Origin of the sequence: Nonomuraea sp. NPDC050556 (genome assembly GCF_044457355.1) — a bacterium.
Taxonomy (GTDB): Bacteria; Actinomycetota; Actinomycetes; order Streptosporangiales; family Streptosporangiaceae; genus Nonomuraea.
Genome location: NZ_JBITGU010000003.1, coordinates 1,299,661 through 1,317,416 on the forward strand (window position 1 = coordinate 1,299,661; position 17,756 = coordinate 1,317,416).

A 17,756-nucleotide genomic window follows, 5' to 3' on the forward strand; every position below is an offset into this window, starting at 1 on the left:
GCCGTGATCTGGTAATAACCCATGGTATTGGGGATCATCGGGGGGAGGGTGGCGTTATGCACCGTCGGCAGTTCTTCGCGCTCGGGCTGGGCGCCGCGGCCGCCTGCCTGGCCGGTTGCTCCGCAGGAACCCCGTCGGCCGACGTTCTCGGCCGGGTCTCGGTGATCTCGGGCGGCGAGCCCTGGGTGCCCGTCGCCCGGGCCCTGACCAGGACTCTCCGTACGGCCGGCTACCTCGCGCAGGGGCGCGCCGCGACGACGATCACCGTCACCGGGCTGACCGCGCTGGCCACCGTGCAGCGCAACGAGGGCGCCTCCGTGCTCGACACCACCACCCCGCTGGCCAGGCTCGTCGGCGAGCCCGAGGTCGTCGTCGTGCCGGTCAACTCGCGCCACGCCGACTTCGACGCCTTCGCCGCACACCTCACCGCGGAGCCGTCCCGCACCATGCTGGCCGGGCGGCCGGAGGGCGAGGCGGACCACCTGCTGTTCGGCCTGATCGCCAAGGGGCTCGGCGCGGACACCAGGCTCGTCGACTATGCCGGGTACCCGAGCACGGCCGAGGCGGCTGCGGCGCTGCTCGCCGGGCGGGCGGCCGTGGCTGCGGGGCCGCTGTGCGAGTGGCGTTCCCGCATCGACAGGGGGAAGGTCAGGGCGCTCGCGGTCTCGTCGGCCGAGCGGGTCGAGGGACTCGACGTGCCGACCTTGCTGGAGAGCGGGGTGCGGGTCGACTTCGCCGACTGGTGCGCGGTGCTCGGGCCCGGCGGCATGCGGGAGGACGCGCGGGCCGCCGCGATCGCCATGTGCGACCGCGTCGCGGAGTCCGAGCGGTGGCAGGACGCCTGCCGTACCGGAGGATGGAGGCCGTTGCCGCTGAGCGGGGACGCCTTCGCGCAGTGGCTCGGCTCCGAGGTGGAACGGACCCACGAGGTCCTGTTCGATCTTGGGCTCCTCGACACGCCGGGCACAAGTTGTGGGGATAGTTGCGGCGGCGGCCACTAGATGTAGGATCTCGTCTCGCTGGTTCGGCTTCCCCTCAACCGGGGAGCCGGAGCAAAAGGGAACTCCGTGAGAGTCGGAGACTGCCCCGCAGCGGTGAGTGGGAACGACCGCCGTCACGAAGCACTGGAAGCACCTTTCTGGGAAGCGACGGCCAGTAGGCGCCTCGTCATGAGGCGTGCCCGCGAGTCCGAAGACCTGCCAGCGGATGTCTTTGTCCATGGACCTCGAGGGAGGGTCTGGGGCGTGCCGCCGCATGCCTTTCCCCGGGGTCGCTCGCGAGGAGAGAGCGCGTGACGCAGATCGTTGAGTTCGACCGCAGGCTGGCCATCGAGGAGGCAGCCGCCCGGGTGATCGCCGACCCGGCCAACTCGCGGGTGGCAGCGGGGCTGCTCGCCGAGGAGATCGCCGACGAGGCGGCCACGCACGGCGTGACCTCGTTCTCGTCCTCCATCGCCGCCACGCACGCCGCGGGACTCATCCAGGACTCGCTGGCCGACTTTGTCCAGAAAAATCGGGATGAGCTGGACGCGCTGATCGACCCGTCCGGGGACGACCGGTTCGAGTACTTCGGGCTGCGCACCGTCTACGACCGCTACCTGCTGCGCCACCCGGTCAGCCGCGCCGTCCTCGAACGCCCCCAGCACTTCATGCTGCGGGTCGCCTGCGGGTTGTCCTCGACGGTCGGGGAGGCCGCCGAGCTCTACGCGCTCATGTCGACCCTGTCGTACCTGCCGTCGTCGCCGACGCTGTTCAACTCCGGCGCCCGCCGCCCGCAGCTCTCGTCGTGCTTCCTGCTCGACTCGCCGCGCGACGACCTCGACGGCATCTACCAGCGCTACGCCCAGGTGGCGCGGCTGTCCAAGTACGCCGGAGGCATCGGGATCGCCTGGACGCGGGTCCGCTCGCGCGGCTCGCTCATCCGCGGCACCAACGGGCACTCCAACGGCATCGTGCCGTGGCTGCGCACCCTCGACTCCTCCGTCGCCGCCGTCAACCAGGGCGGTCGGCGCAAGGGCGCGGCCTGCGTCTACCTGGAGACGTGGCACGCCGACATCGAGGAGTTCCTGGAGCTGCGCGACAACACCGGCGAGGAGGCCCGGCGCACGCACAACCTGAACCTGGCCAACTGGGTGCCCGACGAGTTCATGCGCAGGGTCGAGGCCGACGGCGTGTGGTCGCTGTTCGACCCCAAGGAGGTCCCTTCCCTCACCGACCTGTACGGCTCCGCCTTCGACGAGGCCTACAAGGCTTATGAGGACGCGGGCCTCTACGTCCGCCAGCTCCCCGCGCGGGTGCTCTACGGGCGGATGATGCGCACGCTCGCCCAGACCGGCAACGGCTGGATGACCTTCAAGGACGCCGCCAACCGCACCTCCAACCAGACCGCGCGGCCCGAGAACGTCATCCACCTGTCGAACCTGTGCACCGAGATCCTCGAGGTGACCAGCGACGGCGAGACCGCGGTCTGCAACCTCGGCTCCATCAACCTGGCCACCCACGTGCGCGGCGGGGCCGTGGACTTCGAGCGGCTGCGCGCCACCGTGCGCACCGCCGTCCGCTTCCTGGACAGGACCATCGACCTCGGTTTCTACCCGACCCCCGAGGCGCAGGCGGCGAACCTGCGCTGGCGGCCGATCGGCCTCGGCGTCATGGGCCTGGCCGACGTGTTCTTCGCGCTGCGGCTGCCGTTCGACTCGCCGCAGGCGCTGGAGCTGTCCACGCGGATCGCCGAGGAGATCGCGCTGGCCGCCTACGACACCTCGGCCGACCTGGCCGTCGAGCGTGGCCGTCACCCGTCGTACGGCGAGACCAGGGCGTCGGACGGCGTCCTGCACCCCGACCACTACGACGTCGCCGTGCCCGCCGAGCTCAGGGAGAAGATCGCCAGGACCGGGCTGCGCAACTCGCTGATGATCGCCATCGCGCCCACCGCGACGATCGCCTCCATCGCCGGGTGCTACGAGTGCATCGAGCCGCAGGTGTCGAACGTCTTCAAGCGCGAGACGCTGTCGGGCGAGTTCTTGCAGGTCAACCGGTATCTGGTGGCCGATCTACAGGCGCGCGGGCTGTGGACGCAGGAGATGCGCGACGCCATCAAGCGGGCCGACGGCTCGGTGCAGGACATCCCCGGCGTCCCCGCCGACCTCAAGGTGCTGTACCGGACCGCGTGGGAGCTGCCGCAGAAGGCGCTCATCGACCTGGCGGCAGCGCGCCAGCCGTACATCGACCAGTCGCAGTCGCTGAACCTCTTCATGGCCACGCCGACGATCGGCAAGCTGTCGTCGATGTACGCCTACGCGTGGAAGCAGGGCCTGAAGACGACCTACTACCTGCGCTCCCGCCCAGCGACGCGGATCGCCCAGACCACCGTGCAGGCCCTCCCGGTCGAAGAGGCCGTCGCCTGCTCCCTTGAGAACCCCGAGATCTGCGAGGCCTGCCAGTAATGCTTCTTGACCCTGGGATGGACCTGACCCTCCGGCCGATGCGCTACCCCGAGTTCTACGAGCGCTACCGGGCCGCCATCCGCAACACCTGGACGGTCGAGGAGGTGGACCTGCACAACGACCTGGCCGACCTGGCGCGGATGACGCCGCAGGAGCGGCACCTGATCAACCGGCTCGTCGCCTTCTTCGCCACCGGCGACTCGATCGTCGCCAACAACCTGGTGCTCAACCTCTACCAGCACGTCAACGCCCCGGAAGCGCGCCTCTACCTGTCGAGGCAGCTCTTCGAGGAGGCCGTGCACGTGCAGTTCTACCTGACGCTGCTCGACACCTACCTGCCCGACCCCGACGAGCGGGTCAAGGCGTTCGCCGCGATCGAGCACATCCCGTCGATCCGCGACAAGGCGGAGTTCTGCTTCCGCTGGATCGACTCGCTGGGCGGGCTCAGGAGCCTGGAGAGCCAGGACGACCGGCGGGCGTTCCTGCTCAACCTCATCTGCTTCGCCGCCTGCATCGAGGGCCTGTTCTTCTACGGCGCGTTCGCCTACGTGTACTGGTTCAGGAGCCGTGGCCTGCTCAGCGGCCTGGCCACCGGGACCAACTGGGTGTTCCGCGACGAGTCCATGCACATGGAGTTCGCCTTCAGCGTCGTGGACACCGTACGCGCCGAGGAGCCCTCGCTCTGGGACGACAAGCTCGTCGAGCAGGTCACCCGGATGATCGAGGAGGCCGTCGCCGCCGAGCTCGCCTTCGCCCGCGACCTGTGCGGGGACGGCATGGGCGGCATGTCCGCCGACCAGATGCGCGAGTACCTCGAATACGTCGCCGACCAGCGGCTCGGCCGCCTTGGCATCCCCAAGAGGTACGGCACGGCTAACCCGTTCGGCTTCATGGAGCTCCAGGACGTGCAGGAGCTGGCCAACTTCTTCGAACGGCGTGTCTCCGCGTACCAGGTGGCAGTTGAGGGCAATGTGTCGTTCGACGAGGCATTCTGAGAGATTGGTGCCATGAGTTTGTCGACGAATTGGCTCATCCTGGTCGGCTCCGTCGTCGGAGCGATCGTCGCGGTCGAGCTGATCCGTCGCATCCTCATCAGGGCGACCCGCAAATGGCCGGTGGCCGGACACTTCCTCCGGCGCTGCGTCTGGCCGGGGTTCGCGGTGGCAGTGCTGGTCACCCTCAACACCGTCTACTTCCCCGCCATGTTCGGCTACGGACCCGAGGAGCGCGCGGTCGGCGACACCGTCGACCGCGTCCTCGGCCTGCTGACCATCGTCGCCGTCACCTGGCTGGTCATCCAGGCCTCCTACGCGGTGACCGACGTGGTCCTCGACCGGCTGGAGCTGATCGACGGCGAGCGCGACGGGCGGGCGCGGCGCTACAGGACGCAGATCACCCTGGTCCGCCGGGTCGCGGCCGCCGTCATCATCGTCGTGGCGCTCGGCGCGGTGCTGTTCTCCTTCCCCGCCGTCCGCGCGCTCGGCACCGGCCTGCTCGCCTCGGCAGGTATCGCCGGGGCCATCGTCGGCATCGCCGCCCAGTCGACGATCGGCAACATGCTGGCCGGGCTGCAGCTCGCCTTCAGCGACGCGTTGCGCCTGGACGACGTGGTGGTCGTCAACAACGAGTGGGGCAGGATCGAGGAGCTCACGCTCACCTACGTCGTGGTGCGCTCCTGGGACGAGCGGCGGCTGGTCTTCCCCGTCTCCTACTTCACCCAGAACCCGTTCGAGAACTGGACGCGGCACGGCAGCCGCGTCATCGGCCACGTCTACCTGCGGGTCGACTGGTCCGTGCCGGTCGACGCGCTCAGGTCCGAGCTGCACAGCTTCGTCAAGGACCACCCGCTGTGGGACCAGAAGGACTGGACGCTGCAGGTCACCGACATCCTGCCGAACGGCATGGTCGAGCTGCGGGCGCTGATGAGCGCGGCTGACTCCGCCTCGGTCTGGGACCTCAAGGCCGACGCCCGCGAGCACCTGGTCGAGTTCATCAGGACGCGCTATCCGGAGGCGCTGCCGCGCTTCCGCTTCGACCTAGACTCCGGGAGCGGGCCGCAGCACCCGGGTGACCCCGGCGATCAGGGCCGTCGCCAGCACCCAGCCTGACACCACCAGCGTCCAGGCCACCCACTGCGTCCACCCGGTCGGCTCGTAGGCGCCGCGCACCTCAAACACGCTGACCGGCGCCAGCAGGTCGAGGCTGTAGACGAGCGGCTGGAAGTGCCGCAGCTCCGTCGGGTCCACCTGGGCGGGCGGCACCAGCGTGAACACGGTCGTGCCGACGGCCAGCAACACCACCGCCCACACGGCGGCCTGCCAGGAGCGGTAGCCGTACCCGACCATGAGGTCGAGCAGGCGGCCCCAGCTCCGCCCAGGTCCGCGCAGGGTGGCGCGGCGCTCGCGCTGCTTGGCCAGCAGGACGCGGCGGGCGTCCGGCTCGTGGCCGATGCGGCGGTACCAGGCGGCCAGCTGCTCGTAGGGCTGCGGCAGGTAGCCGTCGGGGTCGCGGCTGAGCCAGGCGACGCGCTCGGGGAGGGTCCAGCCGCCGCGCATCGTGTCGTAGACGGTGCCGTTGACCTGGACGGCGGCGGGGTAGGCGTCGGGGGAGTCGAGCAGCACGCCGAACCGGCTGTAGCCGAAGTTGACGTCGCCCTCGATGGCCGCGGGACGCATGATGATCTCGTCGACCTGCATGTGGCTCAGGTGCAGCACCCTGCCGGGCGCCTTGAGCGTGGCGCGGTTGAACGACAGCACTCCGGCGATGCGCGCCCCGCGCATGCGGATCGTGCCCTCTGAGCTGAACCCGCTGCTCAGCTCGGCCGCACCGGCCTCCATGAAGTCGGCGTGGATGGCGTACTCGCCGGTGGCGGTGATCGAGGCGCGCTGCATGTAGAGGCCGCCGTGGAACTTCGCGCCGATCAGCCGCAGCCCGCCCGTGGCGCGCAGCCCGCGCAGGAACGCGGCGCCGTCCACGGTGAGACCGCCCGCCCATAACGACCACGGCTGACGGGCGTTGCCGAACTCGTCGAAGTCCAGTCCGTCGTAGGGGCGGCGCACGTCCTCGTAGGGGGCGGCCGTCCTGGGCGGGCGCGGGTGGATCTCCGCCACCGACATCCGGAGCTGGCCCTTGACGTGCGAGTTCTCCAGCCGCACACCCTGGCGGACGACCGAGCCGTCCAGGTCGAACAGCCCCTCGACGACCGCCCTGCCCGCCTTCACCCGCCGCACGTCGCACCCGCGCAGCCGGATGCCGCGGATCGTGGCGTCGGTCAGGTCGACCTCGTCGGGCAGGTAGCAGTTGAGCAGGTGGAGCCCGGCCCCGATGGTGGCGTCGGACAGGCGCAGCGGGCCGATGACGCGCGCCCCGGCCAGCCGTACCCCGGGCACCTGCCCCGGCTGCGGGCCCGCCGCCCCGAGCAGCAGCTCCGCGATGACCTCGGCCCGCACCTCGCGCTCCCGGCCCCAGCCCGCTCCGCCCGCCGGGTCGTCGGCCTCCAGCGAGCCCGCGCGCAGGTCGATCCACGCGCCGCTCGGGTAGGCCTTCCAGAGCCGCTTCTCCGCCGCATTCAGCCGCCGCACACCCGGCACACTACCTGCGGTTGGCGATCAGCACCCCTGCGCCGCCGACCACCAGGCCCACGACCGCCAGCGGGTGCAGCGCCTGCCCGACCAGCAGCCACGCCATCACCGCCGTCACCGACGGCGTGAGGAAGAACATCGTGCTCACCCGGCTCGCGGGCCAGCGCGCGATCATGGTGTTGAGCAGCAGGAAGACCCCGACCGAGTTCACCAGTCCCAGCCACAGCAACGCCCAGGTGAAGGCGGCCCCGTCGGTGACCACCGGGTTCTCCCACAGCAGCGACGCCAGACCCACCGCCGGCCCGCTGACCAGGAACTGCACCGCCGTGCCCGTGCGCACGTCCATGCCCCCGGCGTACCGCTTCTGGTAGATCGTGCCCAGGCTCATCCCGAGCAGCCCCACCACGCACAGCACCAGCCCGGCCAGCGACATGCTCAGCCGGTCGGACACCGCCAGGACCACCCCCAGCGCACCGAGCCCGAACCCGGCCCACTGCCGTACGGTCACCCGCTCGCCCAGCAACCGCCCGGCGGCCAGGGCGACGATCACCGGGTTGAGCCCCTGGACGAGCGCCACGATCGCGGCGGGCAACCCCATCCCGAGCGCCGTGTACATGGCCCCGAACTGCACGCCCAGCACCAGCAGCCCGGAGACGGCGACGTGCGCGAGCTCGCGGCCCTTCGGCCAGGGCGCGCGCACCGCCAGCGCGTACCCGGTCAGCAGCACCGCGGCCAGCAGGAACCTGGACGCGGTCAGGAACAGGGGAGGCGCTGCGCCGACGCCGACGACACCAGCGATGAAGGCGCTGCTCCACAGGACGACGAACACGGGCGGCATCGCCACGTCGGTCCGCCTGGTCGGCCTGGTCTGCGCTTGGACTGCCATTCGTAACCCCCTGAAGTGGTTATCCCACCCTGGCGGGTCTCGCGATAACCTGTCAAGGCGGTTACGATGTGAGGGTGTTCACCTTCATCAGCGGCAACGCAGGGCTGGATTTCGCGGGCACGGTGGCGCACCGCAGGACCGACCACATCGACCTGCTGGCCTCACCGGCCGACCTGGCGACGTGGGTCGTGGAGGCCGCGCTCCTGGATTCGCCGCCTTCCGTCGATTCGCTCGACGCCGCGGTCGGCCTGCGTGAGGCGATCTACCGCCTGGCCACGGGGGCAGGGCTCGACGGCGACAGGGAACTGCTGAACGCCTTCGCCACTCGGCCGCCGGTCGAGATGTCGCTCGGGGCCGACGGCCGGGTGGTCCGTTCAGGGGATCTGGACGCGGCGCTGGCCACTGTCGCCCGGGAGTCGGTCGAGATGCTGGGCGGGCCGCTGGCGGCGCGGATCAAGGAGTGCGGCGACGAGCTGTGCACCCGGCTCTACCTCGACGTGTCCCGCGCCGGGTCGCGCAAGTGGTGCGGCATGCAGGAGTGCGGCAACCGCGCCAAGGCCGCCGCCTTCCGTGCAAGGCAGCGGGTCTAGGCCTCCATCAGCTGCGCCAGCGTCCGGTAGTAACCGGCCAGCACCACCAGCTCCACCGTGCTGCGCGGATCGACGCCCTCCGGCACGGGACCGCCCCTGCCGACGGCGTACGCGGCGGTCTCCAAGGGGTCGCCCGAGGTGAACGTGCCGTCCGCGATCGCGGCCAGCTCCTCCTCGGTCACGCCGATGGACCGGGCGATGGTCTCGTGGGCGCGCTGCTCGAACTCCGAGCCGGTGGCGTGCGCGACGCTCAGGATCGCGATCTCCCGCACCCGGTCGCCGAGTCCCGTGCGGAACCTGACCGCCGCGCCGAGCTCCTGGAGCGGGCCGCCTACGCCGGGCGCGTGGAGCATGGGGCCGAACGGTCCGGTCAGCCCGCCGTCCGCGTCCTGGAGCGCGAACGGGCCCTTGGCGCGCGGGCCGCTGAGGATCGTGTCATAAAGCTCGGCCTGCTCCGGAGTGAGCTCATCCCTGGTGAGTCTGGGAAGTGTCATTTGTCGCCCTCCATTTTTATTCAGTGGCATCCCATATAAACACCGCATTACCGTTGATATATCAGCATTAACGACCGGGTGTGGGGCAGTGGTCAGCCCGCCTGCCTTGGGTGCAGGAGTATCGCAGGTTCGAATCCTGCCACTCGGACGTGGTGACGGTCTGTCGGCCGGGAGTGGCGACCCTCTGACGGACACGAAACCTGCGCCCCGGGGAATGGCCCACGCCATGCCTTGCCCGGGGCCACACAATGCCGCTCTGGCCCAATTGGCAGAGGCGCTTCATTCAGGATGAAGAGGATCCGGGTTCGAATCCCGGGGGCGGCACTTTCCAGCGGGGGACCCGCATCGGCCGGGTCACCTCCAGGAGCGGTACGGGTATCCGCCTTGGCCGCGCCGAAACCCGCCAGGCAGACCAGCGCGATGCCAACGCCCTGCGGCAGGTCCGGATACTGGCCGAGCACCACGACGCCGATACCGAGCGCCACCGCGGGCGACAGGCTGTTGAGCAGGCTGGTCGTGGCCGTGGTGAGCGTGCGCAGTGCGTAGATCTCCAGCGCCACGTAGGCGGTGGGGGCCAGCAGCGCGGCGCACACCGCGACCGGGACGTCGAACGCGCCGACCCCGCCGCTCAGCCAGGCGGGCACGGTGGAGATCACCGCGGCGACGGCCAGGGGCAGCGCGGCGCCCTCGACGCCGGAGGAGTGGTCGCCGACCCTCTGGCCGAGGCAGAAGTACAGGGCCCAGGCCAGCGCGGCGGCCAGGGCCAGGACGAAGCCGAGCAGGTCGTCCCCGCCCGCCGACCACGGCCTGGTCATCAGCAGGACCCCGGCGAGCGCGGCCACCGGCCAGAGCAGGTCGCGGGCGCGGCGGGTGCCCAGGAAAGCGAGGGTCAGCGGGCCGAGGAACTCGATGGCGCTGACCGTGGCGATCGGGATCCTGCTCATTGCGAGCGCCGACAGGTTGACCATGGCGGCGATGGAGATCCCGAGGAGCAGCGGATCGCGCAGCTCCGTCCACCGCCGGCCGCGCAGGCGCGGCCTGACGCACGCCAGCAGGATCGCCGCGCCGATCGTGAGCCTGAGCCACGAAGCGGCCGGGGCCGCCATCGAGACCAGCAGCAACACGCCCAGGGCGCTGCCCGCCTGCACGCTCACCATGGCCGCCCCACAGGCCGCGAGCGCTCTTGTCTTGCCCATCGTTCCTCCCCGAGTTCGTTCGGGGGAGAGCGTGGCGGGCGGCGATCGACAAAACCTCATCCAGGCGCTGACGCACCGTTAACGCGGGACTTGGATCTACAAGCTGAATGACCCCTGTCTCCTCGTGATGAGGGGAGGGTTCCACTCCTCAGGGTTCTGGGCGCGCGGCGCTCAGACTCCGGGGCCGACCTTGGAGAACCCGGCCTTCGAGGCGTCCTTGACCCACGGTTTCGCGCTGGAGGCGGCGGTCCTGTTCGTGTAGACGGCGATGGTGTGGATCACGTAGCGCGCCCGGTACCCCGTGTATCCGTAGATCTGGGCGCTCAGCCAGTTCTCCGGGTGGAAGCAGATGCCGGACGACCCCGGCCCCTCGCGCGGGCAGCGGATGCCCCAGTCCTCCACGCCGTAGGTCTTGAGCCTGGCGTAGGCGCTCTGGGCCTTGCTCACGTTCTTCAGCGGCACGATCCACACCGACACCAGGATCCGCCGGTTCGCCGGGGAGTCCATGTTGACGTAGGCGCCCACCGCCATGTCCTTGCAGCCAGCCGTACGGAGGGTCGCCTTGACGTGGGCGTCCGGCCACGGGCTCGGGCACTTCTCCACCCCGCTCGCCCTGAGCTCGAAGCGCACCCCCTTGTCGCTGGTGAAGGAGACGGGAAGCAGCCCGTCGGCGGTGATCGGGGTCGGGTCCGAGGCCTCGCTGTTGAGGGCGCCGAGGTCGAACGGCGTTTCCGTCGGCGTGGGGGTGTCCGTGGGCGTCGGGGAAGGAGTGTCCGTCGGCGTCGGTTCCTGGGAGGGGGAGTAGGTCTGCGCCGGCTCGGTCGTGGTCTTCGCCGGGTCGGCCAGCGTCCCCCGCACCGTGTTCTTGACCACGGCCCTCACGCCCGCCACGAGCAGCACGACCGCGACAGCTCCCGCCGCGGCGCCGATCCCGACCTTCTTCGACCGCCCGGACCGTATGGGAGCGGGGTGTGCCGTCTCGCGCAGCCGTACGGCCCACTGGGCAGGCAGCGGCCTGCCGAACGGAGGCTGGTGCAGCGCCGCCATCGCGAGGTCGGCCAGGCCGGGGTTGACGGCGGCCAGCCGGGACACGTCGGCGGAGGACGGGTCACGGGCGAAGGCGCGTACGGCCAGCAGCGCGAACAGGAAGGCGTCGCCCTGCGGCGTGCCAGGCTGCTCGCCAGCGGGAACCTGCCATCCGGGCGGCGCCTCCACCGGCGGCAGCGCCCGCGCCCCGCCCAGCCACATCGCGTCGCAGCCGATGAGGAAACACCCCGGCTGCGGTCCCGCCGTGAACAGCACGTGCCCGGGGGACAGGTCGCCGACGGCCACACCCATCGCGTGCAGGCGGGCGAGCGTGTCGGCGAGGTCGGCCAGGATCAGCAGCCGGTCCCGGTCGGTGACCCCGTCGTGGCGGAACAGGAGGTCGATCGTCGCGAACCCTGGGGGCACCGTACGCATCAGGAATCCGGTGACCGCGCCGTTCGTCTCTACCAGCTCTTCCGGCCACGCCGTCTTGGCCGATAGCCAGGCGGCGTCAGGAGGGGGGAGGCGGCCGGACAGCCGGGTCATCGCGGCGAGGACGGCGAGGTCGACCCGGCGTAAGACCTCGGGGTCGAACTCCTTGTAGGCGACGTCGTACTGCCCGTTGATCTTGCCGTTGAGCTCCTCGTGGACCATCCCCTGGCCGTCGTGCCCGAGCGCCCGCCCGAGAGCGAGCCTCGCCCGATCCGTCATGGAAGGACCCTAACGTCCCGATACGGGGAAGATCAAAGGCGGCGGGCCTGGCGGAGCTCGCGGTCGACGGCCCAGGCGTCGGCCACCGGGCCGAGGTGACCGAGCTTGTCCGGGTTCACCACCAGGCGGATCGCCTGGATCTGCCCGTCGAGCACGTCGAGGGTCACGGTGTGGAGCACCCTGCCGTCCCGGTCGCGGAAGATCGCGCCCGGCTGGCCGTTGATCTCGTGCGGCTCGGAGGTCACGTCGATCCTCGCCATCCAGGGGAAGACGGAGGCGAGCAGCCTGGCCACGTTGTCCGCGCCCACGATGGACCTGGCGAGCCGCGGCGCGTTGCCGCCGCTGTCGCCGGACATCGCCACGTCGGCGGCGAGCAGCTCCTGCAGCCCGGCGAGGTCGCCCTGGCTGAGGGCGTCGAAGAACCGCGACGCCAGGTCCTCCCGCTCCTTGCGGAGCGCGGAGAAGCGGGGCCTGCCGTCCTGCATGTGGCGACGGGCGCGCGAGGCGAGCTGGCGGCACGCCGCCTCCCCGCGCCCCACCGCGGCGGCGACCTCGGGGAAGCTGAAGTCGAAGACCTCGCGCAGCACGAAGACGGCGCGTTCGAGCGGGCTGAGCCGTTCGAGAAGGATGAGGGCCGCCATCGACACCGAGTCGGCCAGCTCGGCCGCGCGCTCCGGGTCCTGGTAGGGGTCGGCGAGGAGCGGTTCCGGGAACCAGGGCCCGACGTAGGCCTCCCGGCGTACCCGGGCGGAGCCCAGCACGTCGATCGAGATCCTGGTGACGATCGCGGAGAGGAACGCCTTGGTGGAGTCGGGCTCGGTGGGGGAGGCCTCGAAGCGCAGCCAGGCCTCCTGGACGGCGTCCTCCGCCTCGGTCACGCTGCCCAGGATCCGGTAGGAGATCGAGAACAACAGCGGCCTGAACTGCTCGAAGTCTGTCGCTCTCGTCACGTCAGGAAGGGTAGCGCAGCGCCAGATGTGAGCCCGGTCACACCGTGTCACAGCCGGGCAGGGCATTTCGTCTCAGGGGGCATGACAAACGCATTGATAACCGGCGCCAACAAGGGACTCGGCCTCGAAGCGGCCAGGCGGCTCAGCGAGCTCGGCTGGACGGTCTTCCTCGGCTCGCGGGACGAGGAGCGGGGGCGGGCGGCGGCCGACGGGCTGAAGAACGTGGTCCTGGTCCCGCTCGACGTGACCTCGGACGAGTCGGTGAGCGACGCCGTGCGGCTGGTCCGCGAGCACACCGACCGGCTGGACGTGCTGATCAACAACGCCGGGGCGCCGGGCAGGGGGATCGATCCGGCCGACGCCACGGCCGACGAGATCCACTCCGTCTACGACACCAACGTGTACGGGCCGGTCAGGGTCACGCAGGCCTTTCTCCCTCTCCTGCGGGCGGCCGACAACCCGCGGGTGGTGATGGTGTCCAGCGCCGTCGGCTCGTTCGCGGTCGTGACCGATCCCGAGCAGCCGTCCTCGAAGATGCACGAGCTCGCCTACAGCTCGTCGAAGGCGGCGCTCAACATGATCACCGTCAGGTACGCCCAGGCGATCCCGGAGATCAAGTTCAACGTCGCCACCCCGGGCGAGGTCGCCAACCGCAAGTTCGCCGCCACCGACATGAACCGGCACACCGGCGAGCTGACGGTCACCGAGGGCACCGACTCGATCCTGCGGCTCGCGATGCTCGACGCCGACGGGCCGACCGGCACCTTCGTCGACCGCCTCGGCCCCGTCGCCTGGTAACTCGGAAGAACCGTCGCCTGGTAACTCGGAAAGAAAAGGAAAGAGATCATGAGCAAGGTCTGGTTCGTCACTGGTTCGTCCCGCGGCCTCGGCCGCGCCTTCGTCGAGGCGGCGCTGTCCCGCGGGGACCGGGTGGCCGCCGTCGCGCGGAACGCCGCGAGCCTCGACGACCTGGTCGCCTCCTACGGCGACGCGGTCCTCCCGATCGAGCTGGACGTCACCGACAGGGCGGCCGTCTTCGAGGGCGTCAAGCGGGCGGTGGAGCACTTCGGGCGGCTCGACGTCGTCGTGAACAACGCGGGCTACGCCAGGACGGGCGCGGTCGAGGAGCTGACCGAGCAGCAGTTGCGCGACCAGATGGAGACCAACCTGTTCGGCGCGGTGTGGGTGGTGCAGGCGGCTCTGCCGTACCTGCGCGAACAGGGCTCAGGGCACATCGTCCAGCTCTCCTCGGTGGCCGGGCTCATCGCGATGCCGCTCGGCGGCGCCTACCACGCCTCCAAGTGGGCGCTCGAAGGGCTCAACGAGGCGCTCGCCCAGGAGGTCGCGGGGTTCGGGATCAAGGTGACCGTGATCGCGCCAGGCGGGTTCGCCACGAGGGCGGGCAAGAACCCGGACCCGCTGGACAACGGGCACGTGGCCGAGCACAACCCCGCCTACGACGGGCTCCGCGTGCGGCTCGGGGAGATGGTGGGGAAGCAGCCCGCCGGAGACCCGGCAGCGGCGGCGCAGGCGCTGCTCAAGCTCGTCGACTCCGGCAATCCGCCGCTGCGGGTGCTCTTCGGCCAGGGCTTCTACCCGATGATCCAGCGCGCCTACGCCGACCGGCTCAAGACGTGGGACGACTGGCAGGAGCTGTCCGCCGAGGCACACGGATTTGAGTAAATGGGGATGCTGGCGGTGGCGAGGATTCAATACCGTCAGCATCATGCCGTTCACCCTGCGCCCGCTGCACGAGCAGGACCTCCTGCTCGTTCTGCTCGGCGACCCGGAGCCGATGCGCAGGGGCATCGGGACGGCGATGATCCGCTCGGTCGTCGAGCGCACCCCCTACCTCTACCGAGTGGACCGATGATGTTGTTCTGCGACATATCCCTCGCCGCGCGGATCGAGCGGGCCGAGACCAGGCTCATCGCCGACAGCAGCGACGCCTCCCGCGCCCGCAGGGGCGACACGCTGGGCTTCGCGCTGCCGTACGCCGGTGGCGTGGCGAGCTTCGCCGAGCCGGACTCACCCCTGAACAAGGTCGCCGGGCTCGGCTTCGAGGGCGTGCCGTCCCCGGCCGACGTCGACCGCGTCGAGCGGGCCTACGCCGCATGCGGCGCCCCGATCCAGGTCGAGCTGTCCACCCTCGCCGACCCTGCGGTCGGCGACCTGCTGACCGGCCGCGGCTACCGGCTCGTCTCCTTCGAGAACGTGCTCGGCCGCACCCTCGACGGCTTCCAGGGCGAGCCGCCACCACCGGGCGTCCAGGTGCGGCGGAGCGGCGACGAGGAGTTCGGCCCCTGGGTCGACCTCGTGGTCGACGCCTTCGGGCACGCCGACAACCAGGGCGTGCCGAGCCACGAGGACTTCCCCCGCGCCGTGGTGGAGAACGCCATCCGCGACATGGCGGCGACCGGCGCGTGGCGCCTGCTCGCGCTGCGCGACGGGGCCTTCGCCGGGGGCGCCAGCATGCGCGTCACGGACGGGATCGCCCAGCTCACCGGCGCCGCCACCGCCCCTGAGCACCGGCGGCGCGGCGTGCAGTCGGCGCTGCTCTCCGCCCGCCTCGCCGCCGCCGCTTCCGCCGGGTGCGACCTCGCCGTCGTCACCACCCAGCCGGGCTCCAAGTCGCAGCAGAACGCCCACCGCCAGGGCTTCAGCCTGCTCTACACCAGGGCCGTGCTGGTCAGGACCGCTTGACCAGCCACCGCAGGGTGCTGCCGAACTGCACCGTCCGCCCGGCGTCCAGTTCGAGCTTCGGCCCGGCCACCTGCGCGGCGGGCAGTGAGCTGTTGGCGCGCTTGAGTGTGGAGGTCTGCGCGTAGGAGCCGTTCTGCTGCGTGACGCATTCCGTCCAGGTGTAGGTGCCCGCGTCCAGGTCGATCTCGCGGTATCCGGGCTTGGGCCAGGTGTGCGACTGCTCCGCCGCGGTGTCGTTGTAGACCTGCCACGCGTAGCGGCCCCTGGCGAGCAGGATCTGCCGGTCGGAGCAGGCGCTGCCGCCCCCGGCGGCGGGGTCGCTCTTGAGCCAGGAGGTGACCCGGTTGTCGGCCTGGCCGGACGGGTTGGGCTCGCGGTAGGTGCGGACGTAGTCGATCAGGAAGTTCGCGGGCAGGTACTGCTCGTCCGGCTTGCCGAGGTGGCCCTCGAGGCTGAGCACCAGGTGCCTGGCCAGGCTGGAGTAGGCGGGGTCGTCGGGGGTGACGGTCCAGCCGGGCCTGCCGTCCTGGAAGAAGGTCAGGATGCCGTACTGGCGGCGCAGGCCGTAGGTGTGGAAACCGGCGCTGTTGTCCTCGACGCCGAAGTCGACCCGCTTGTCGCCGTCGCCCACGTGCTGCTCGGCCGTGCCCGGCTTGACCACCCAGCGGTGCAGGGTGGAGACCATGCGGCGGTAGCTGAACGTCTCGTGGATGTCGATCTCGGGGTTCGGGTTGTTCGCCACCGACAGCGGAGAGGACTGCATCCAGATGGCGCTCAGCACGTTGGCCCGCCGGTCGAGCACCTTCGCGCGCACCTCGACGTAGGTGTTGTCGCCCGGCACGTCGAACAGCGACTCCACGGCGCCGTAGGTGTGGTGCCTGCCGCCGAAGTCCTCGGTCCTGGCGCTGATCACCAGGTTGCCGCCGCTGACGGTCACGTTCTCCGGACGGAACGCGCCGCCGTCCTGCTCGTTGCCGGACACCTTGTACCAGATGCCCCTGCGCCACTTGGCCGTGTCGAGGGCCGAGCCGTTGAACTCGTCGCTGGCCTCGGGGATCAACTCGCGCGCCACCGCGGCGTTCGCGGTCAGGGGCGGGGCCAGGGCGGCGACCAGTACGGCGACGCCGAGCAGCAAGCGGGTTCTCACAGCGGTTCCCCCAAGAAGTAGTAGACGACGGGGGATTGTCGCGGGCCGTCCTTCCGGCGTGCAATTCCCTTTGGCGGGCGGGGTATAGGAGGCGAAGGCGTGAAGCTTCGGATGACACCAGGGCTGATGGTCCTGACCATCGCGCTCGGCATCGTCTTCCTGCCCGAGGTCTACCGGTTCGTCCCGCCGAGCGCCGACGCGGCCGACGTGACCCGGGCTGTGCTGTTCACGATCCCCATGGTCCTGGGTGCGCGGTTGATCCGGCTCGACTGGCGGCACTGGCCCCGGATCTCGCCCTTCCTGACGGCGCTGCCGCTGGCCCTGGGGCTGTGGGCGATCAGAGGGCCGCTGGACGACGCGGTTCCGTCCTGGTGGATCACGGCGGTGGTGTGCCTGCTGGCGTTCCGGCTCCTCGTCGAGGCGCCGGTCGCGCTGGTGCTGGTCGGCGGGTTCCTCAGCCCGGACCCGCGCCTGGGGGAGGTCGCCGCGCGGGTCACCGAAGACGGCTGCCCCGGCGTTCCTGTTGCGGCGGTTACGGCAGGCCGCCAGGACGGAGGCGCTGGGGGCGTAGGAGACCGGGTTCCTGTCGATGAGGTGGCCGCCGTCCACCCGCAGTGCGTGCAGGGGGAGGTAGTGGAGGAGGCCGTGGGGGACGAGGATCACCAGGTCGTCGGGGTCCGTCCATCTGCTCAGGGGCTCGACCAGGTTGTCGTGGGCGTGCCAGAGGTCTTCCAGGCCCATCGAGACCATCTCGCGGACCCCGCCCGCGTGGCCGAACGTGGTGAGGACGAAACGTCTGAGTGCCGCCTGGTCGAGGGGGAGGCGGACCACTTCCGGCTCGGTGTCGTCCGCGGTCACCTTGAACAGGACGACCTCGTCGGTCATGGTGAAGAACTCCACCATGACCGCCCGCCGCTGTCCCTCCAGCAACGCCCGCGCCTGGGCGTAGGTCAGGGTCACGGGCCAAGCTTCGCAACGTCTGCGCGTGACGTACAGGCGTCCCTGGTACGGCTGGGCCGTACCAGGG

General features: G+C 70.7%; 15 protein-coding genes, 2 tRNA genes, 1 pseudogene and 1 riboswitch. Of the genes and pseudogenes, 11 read left to right on the forward strand and 7 right to left on the reverse strand.

Annotated elements, in window-relative coordinates; genetic code table 11:
- Positions 1-56 precede the first annotated feature (56 nt).
- The 4 genes from ACIBG8_RS35045 to ACIBG8_RS35060 all read left to right on the forward strand — a co-directional run bounded on the left by ACIBG8_RS35045 (position 57) and on the right by ACIBG8_RS35060 (position 5,553).
- Positions 57-1,001: a tripartite tricarboxylate transporter substrate-binding protein gene (locus ACIBG8_RS35045; protein WP_397347386.1), complete on the forward strand. Its 945-nt coding sequence runs from the start codon at positions 57-59 to the stop codon at positions 999-1,001.
- Positions 1,002-1,003: 2 nt separating this feature from the next.
- A riboswitch (cobalamin riboswitch) is annotated at positions 1,004-1,219 on the forward strand.
- A gap of 72 nt (positions 1,220-1,291) precedes the next feature.
- Positions 1,292-3,445, forward strand: coding sequence for a ribonucleoside-diphosphate reductase subunit alpha (locus ACIBG8_RS35050; RefSeq protein ID WP_397347387.1), 2,154 nt, complete (start codon positions 1,292-1,294; stop codon positions 3,443-3,445).
- Between the two features lie 17 nt (positions 3,446-3,462).
- Positions 3,463-4,440, forward strand: coding sequence for a ribonucleotide-diphosphate reductase subunit beta (locus ACIBG8_RS35055; RefSeq protein ID WP_397347388.1), 978 nt, complete (start codon positions 3,463-3,465; stop codon positions 4,438-4,440).
- 12 nt (positions 4,441-4,452) lie between these two features.
- On the forward strand, positions 4,453-5,553 hold the full coding sequence (locus ACIBG8_RS35060; protein WP_397347389.1) for a mechanosensitive ion channel family protein: 1,101 nt from the start codon (positions 4,453-4,455) through the stop codon (positions 5,551-5,553).
- Here the strand turns inward: ACIBG8_RS35060 and ACIBG8_RS35065 are convergent.
- Entirely contained in the window at positions 5,482-7,026 is a 1,545-nt protein-coding gene (locus ACIBG8_RS35065) for a hypothetical protein (protein WP_397347390.1), read from the reverse strand. The genes ACIBG8_RS35060 and ACIBG8_RS35065 overlap by 72 nt on opposite strands.
- Positions 7,027-7,036: 10 nt before the next feature.
- A complete protein-coding gene (locus tag ACIBG8_RS35070; RefSeq protein ID WP_397347391.1) occupies positions 7,037-7,912 on the reverse strand; it encodes a DMT family transporter in 876 nt (291 codons plus the stop codon).
- Between the two features lie 74 nt (positions 7,913-7,986).
- Between ACIBG8_RS35070 and ACIBG8_RS35075 the strand changes: the two genes are divergently transcribed.
- Positions 7,987-8,502: a CGNR zinc finger domain-containing protein gene (locus ACIBG8_RS35075; RefSeq protein ID WP_397347392.1), complete on the forward strand. Its 516-nt coding sequence runs from the start codon at positions 7,987-7,989 to the stop codon at positions 8,500-8,502.
- On the opposite strand, the gene ACIBG8_RS35080 is transcribed toward ACIBG8_RS35075, so the two are convergent.
- Positions 8,499-8,996, reverse strand: coding sequence for a carboxymuconolactone decarboxylase family protein (locus ACIBG8_RS35080; protein WP_397347393.1), 498 nt, complete (start codon positions 8,994-8,996; stop codon positions 8,499-8,501). The genes ACIBG8_RS35075 and ACIBG8_RS35080 overlap by 4 nt on opposite strands.
- Before the next feature lie 74 nt (positions 8,997-9,070).
- On the opposite strand from ACIBG8_RS35080, the gene ACIBG8_RS35085 reads away from it, so the two are divergent.
- Positions 9,071-9,144, forward strand: a tRNA-Pro gene (locus tag ACIBG8_RS35085).
- Positions 9,145-9,246: 102 nt separating this feature from the next.
- Positions 9,247-9,320: transfer RNA gene (locus ACIBG8_RS35090), tRNA-Leu, on the forward strand.
- A 137-nt stretch (positions 9,321-9,457) separates the two neighbouring features.
- Here the strand turns inward: ACIBG8_RS35090 and ACIBG8_RS35095 are convergent.
- The 3 genes and pseudogenes from ACIBG8_RS35095 to ACIBG8_RS35105 form a co-directional block, all read right to left on the reverse strand.
- A pseudogene (locus tag ACIBG8_RS35095) lies at positions 9,458-10,252 on the reverse strand (EamA family transporter); the annotation flags it as partial.
- Positions 10,253-10,363: 111 nt separating this feature from the next.
- Positions 10,364-11,929 (reverse strand): hypothetical protein, encoded by a 1,566-nt coding sequence (locus tag ACIBG8_RS35100; RefSeq protein ID WP_397347394.1) that lies wholly within the window; start codon positions 11,927-11,929, stop codon positions 10,364-10,366.
- A 32-nt stretch (positions 11,930-11,961) separates the two neighbouring features.
- A complete protein-coding gene (locus ACIBG8_RS35105; RefSeq protein WP_397347395.1) occupies positions 11,962-12,879 on the reverse strand; it encodes an RNA polymerase sigma-70 factor in 918 nt (305 codons plus the stop codon).
- An 81-nt stretch (positions 12,880-12,960) separates the two neighbouring features.
- Here ACIBG8_RS35105 and ACIBG8_RS35110 point away from each other — a divergent pair, with 81 nt between their 5' ends.
- From ACIBG8_RS35110 to ACIBG8_RS35125, 4 genes are read left to right on the forward strand one after another with little or no spacing between them, the layout of a single operon-like run.
- Complete coding sequence (locus ACIBG8_RS35110) at positions 12,961-13,677, forward strand: SDR family NAD(P)-dependent oxidoreductase (RefSeq protein WP_397347396.1); 717 nt, start codon at positions 12,961-12,963, stop codon at positions 13,675-13,677.
- Between the two features lie 48 nt (positions 13,678-13,725).
- Entirely contained in the window at positions 13,726-14,562 is an 837-nt protein-coding gene (locus ACIBG8_RS35115; protein ID WP_397347397.1) for an SDR family NAD(P)-dependent oxidoreductase, read from the forward strand.
- 43 nt (positions 14,563-14,605) lie between these two features.
- Positions 14,606-14,752: a hypothetical protein gene (locus ACIBG8_RS35120; protein ID WP_397347398.1), complete on the forward strand. Its 147-nt coding sequence runs from the start codon at positions 14,606-14,608 to the stop codon at positions 14,750-14,752.
- Complete coding sequence (locus tag ACIBG8_RS35125; protein WP_397347399.1) at positions 14,749-15,582, forward strand: GNAT family N-acetyltransferase; 834 nt, start codon at positions 14,749-14,751, stop codon at positions 15,580-15,582. Before ACIBG8_RS35120 ends, ACIBG8_RS35125 begins: the two co-directional genes overlap by 4 nt.
- Here the strand turns inward: ACIBG8_RS35125 and ACIBG8_RS35130 are convergent.
- Positions 15,569-17,689: a CHAT domain-containing protein gene (locus ACIBG8_RS35130; RefSeq protein ID WP_397347400.1), complete on the reverse strand. Its 2,121-nt coding sequence runs from the start codon at positions 17,687-17,689 to the stop codon at positions 15,569-15,571. The two genes, ACIBG8_RS35125 and ACIBG8_RS35130, sit on opposite strands and share 14 nt — an antisense overlap.
- Between the last annotated feature and the right edge of the window lie 67 nt (positions 17,690-17,756).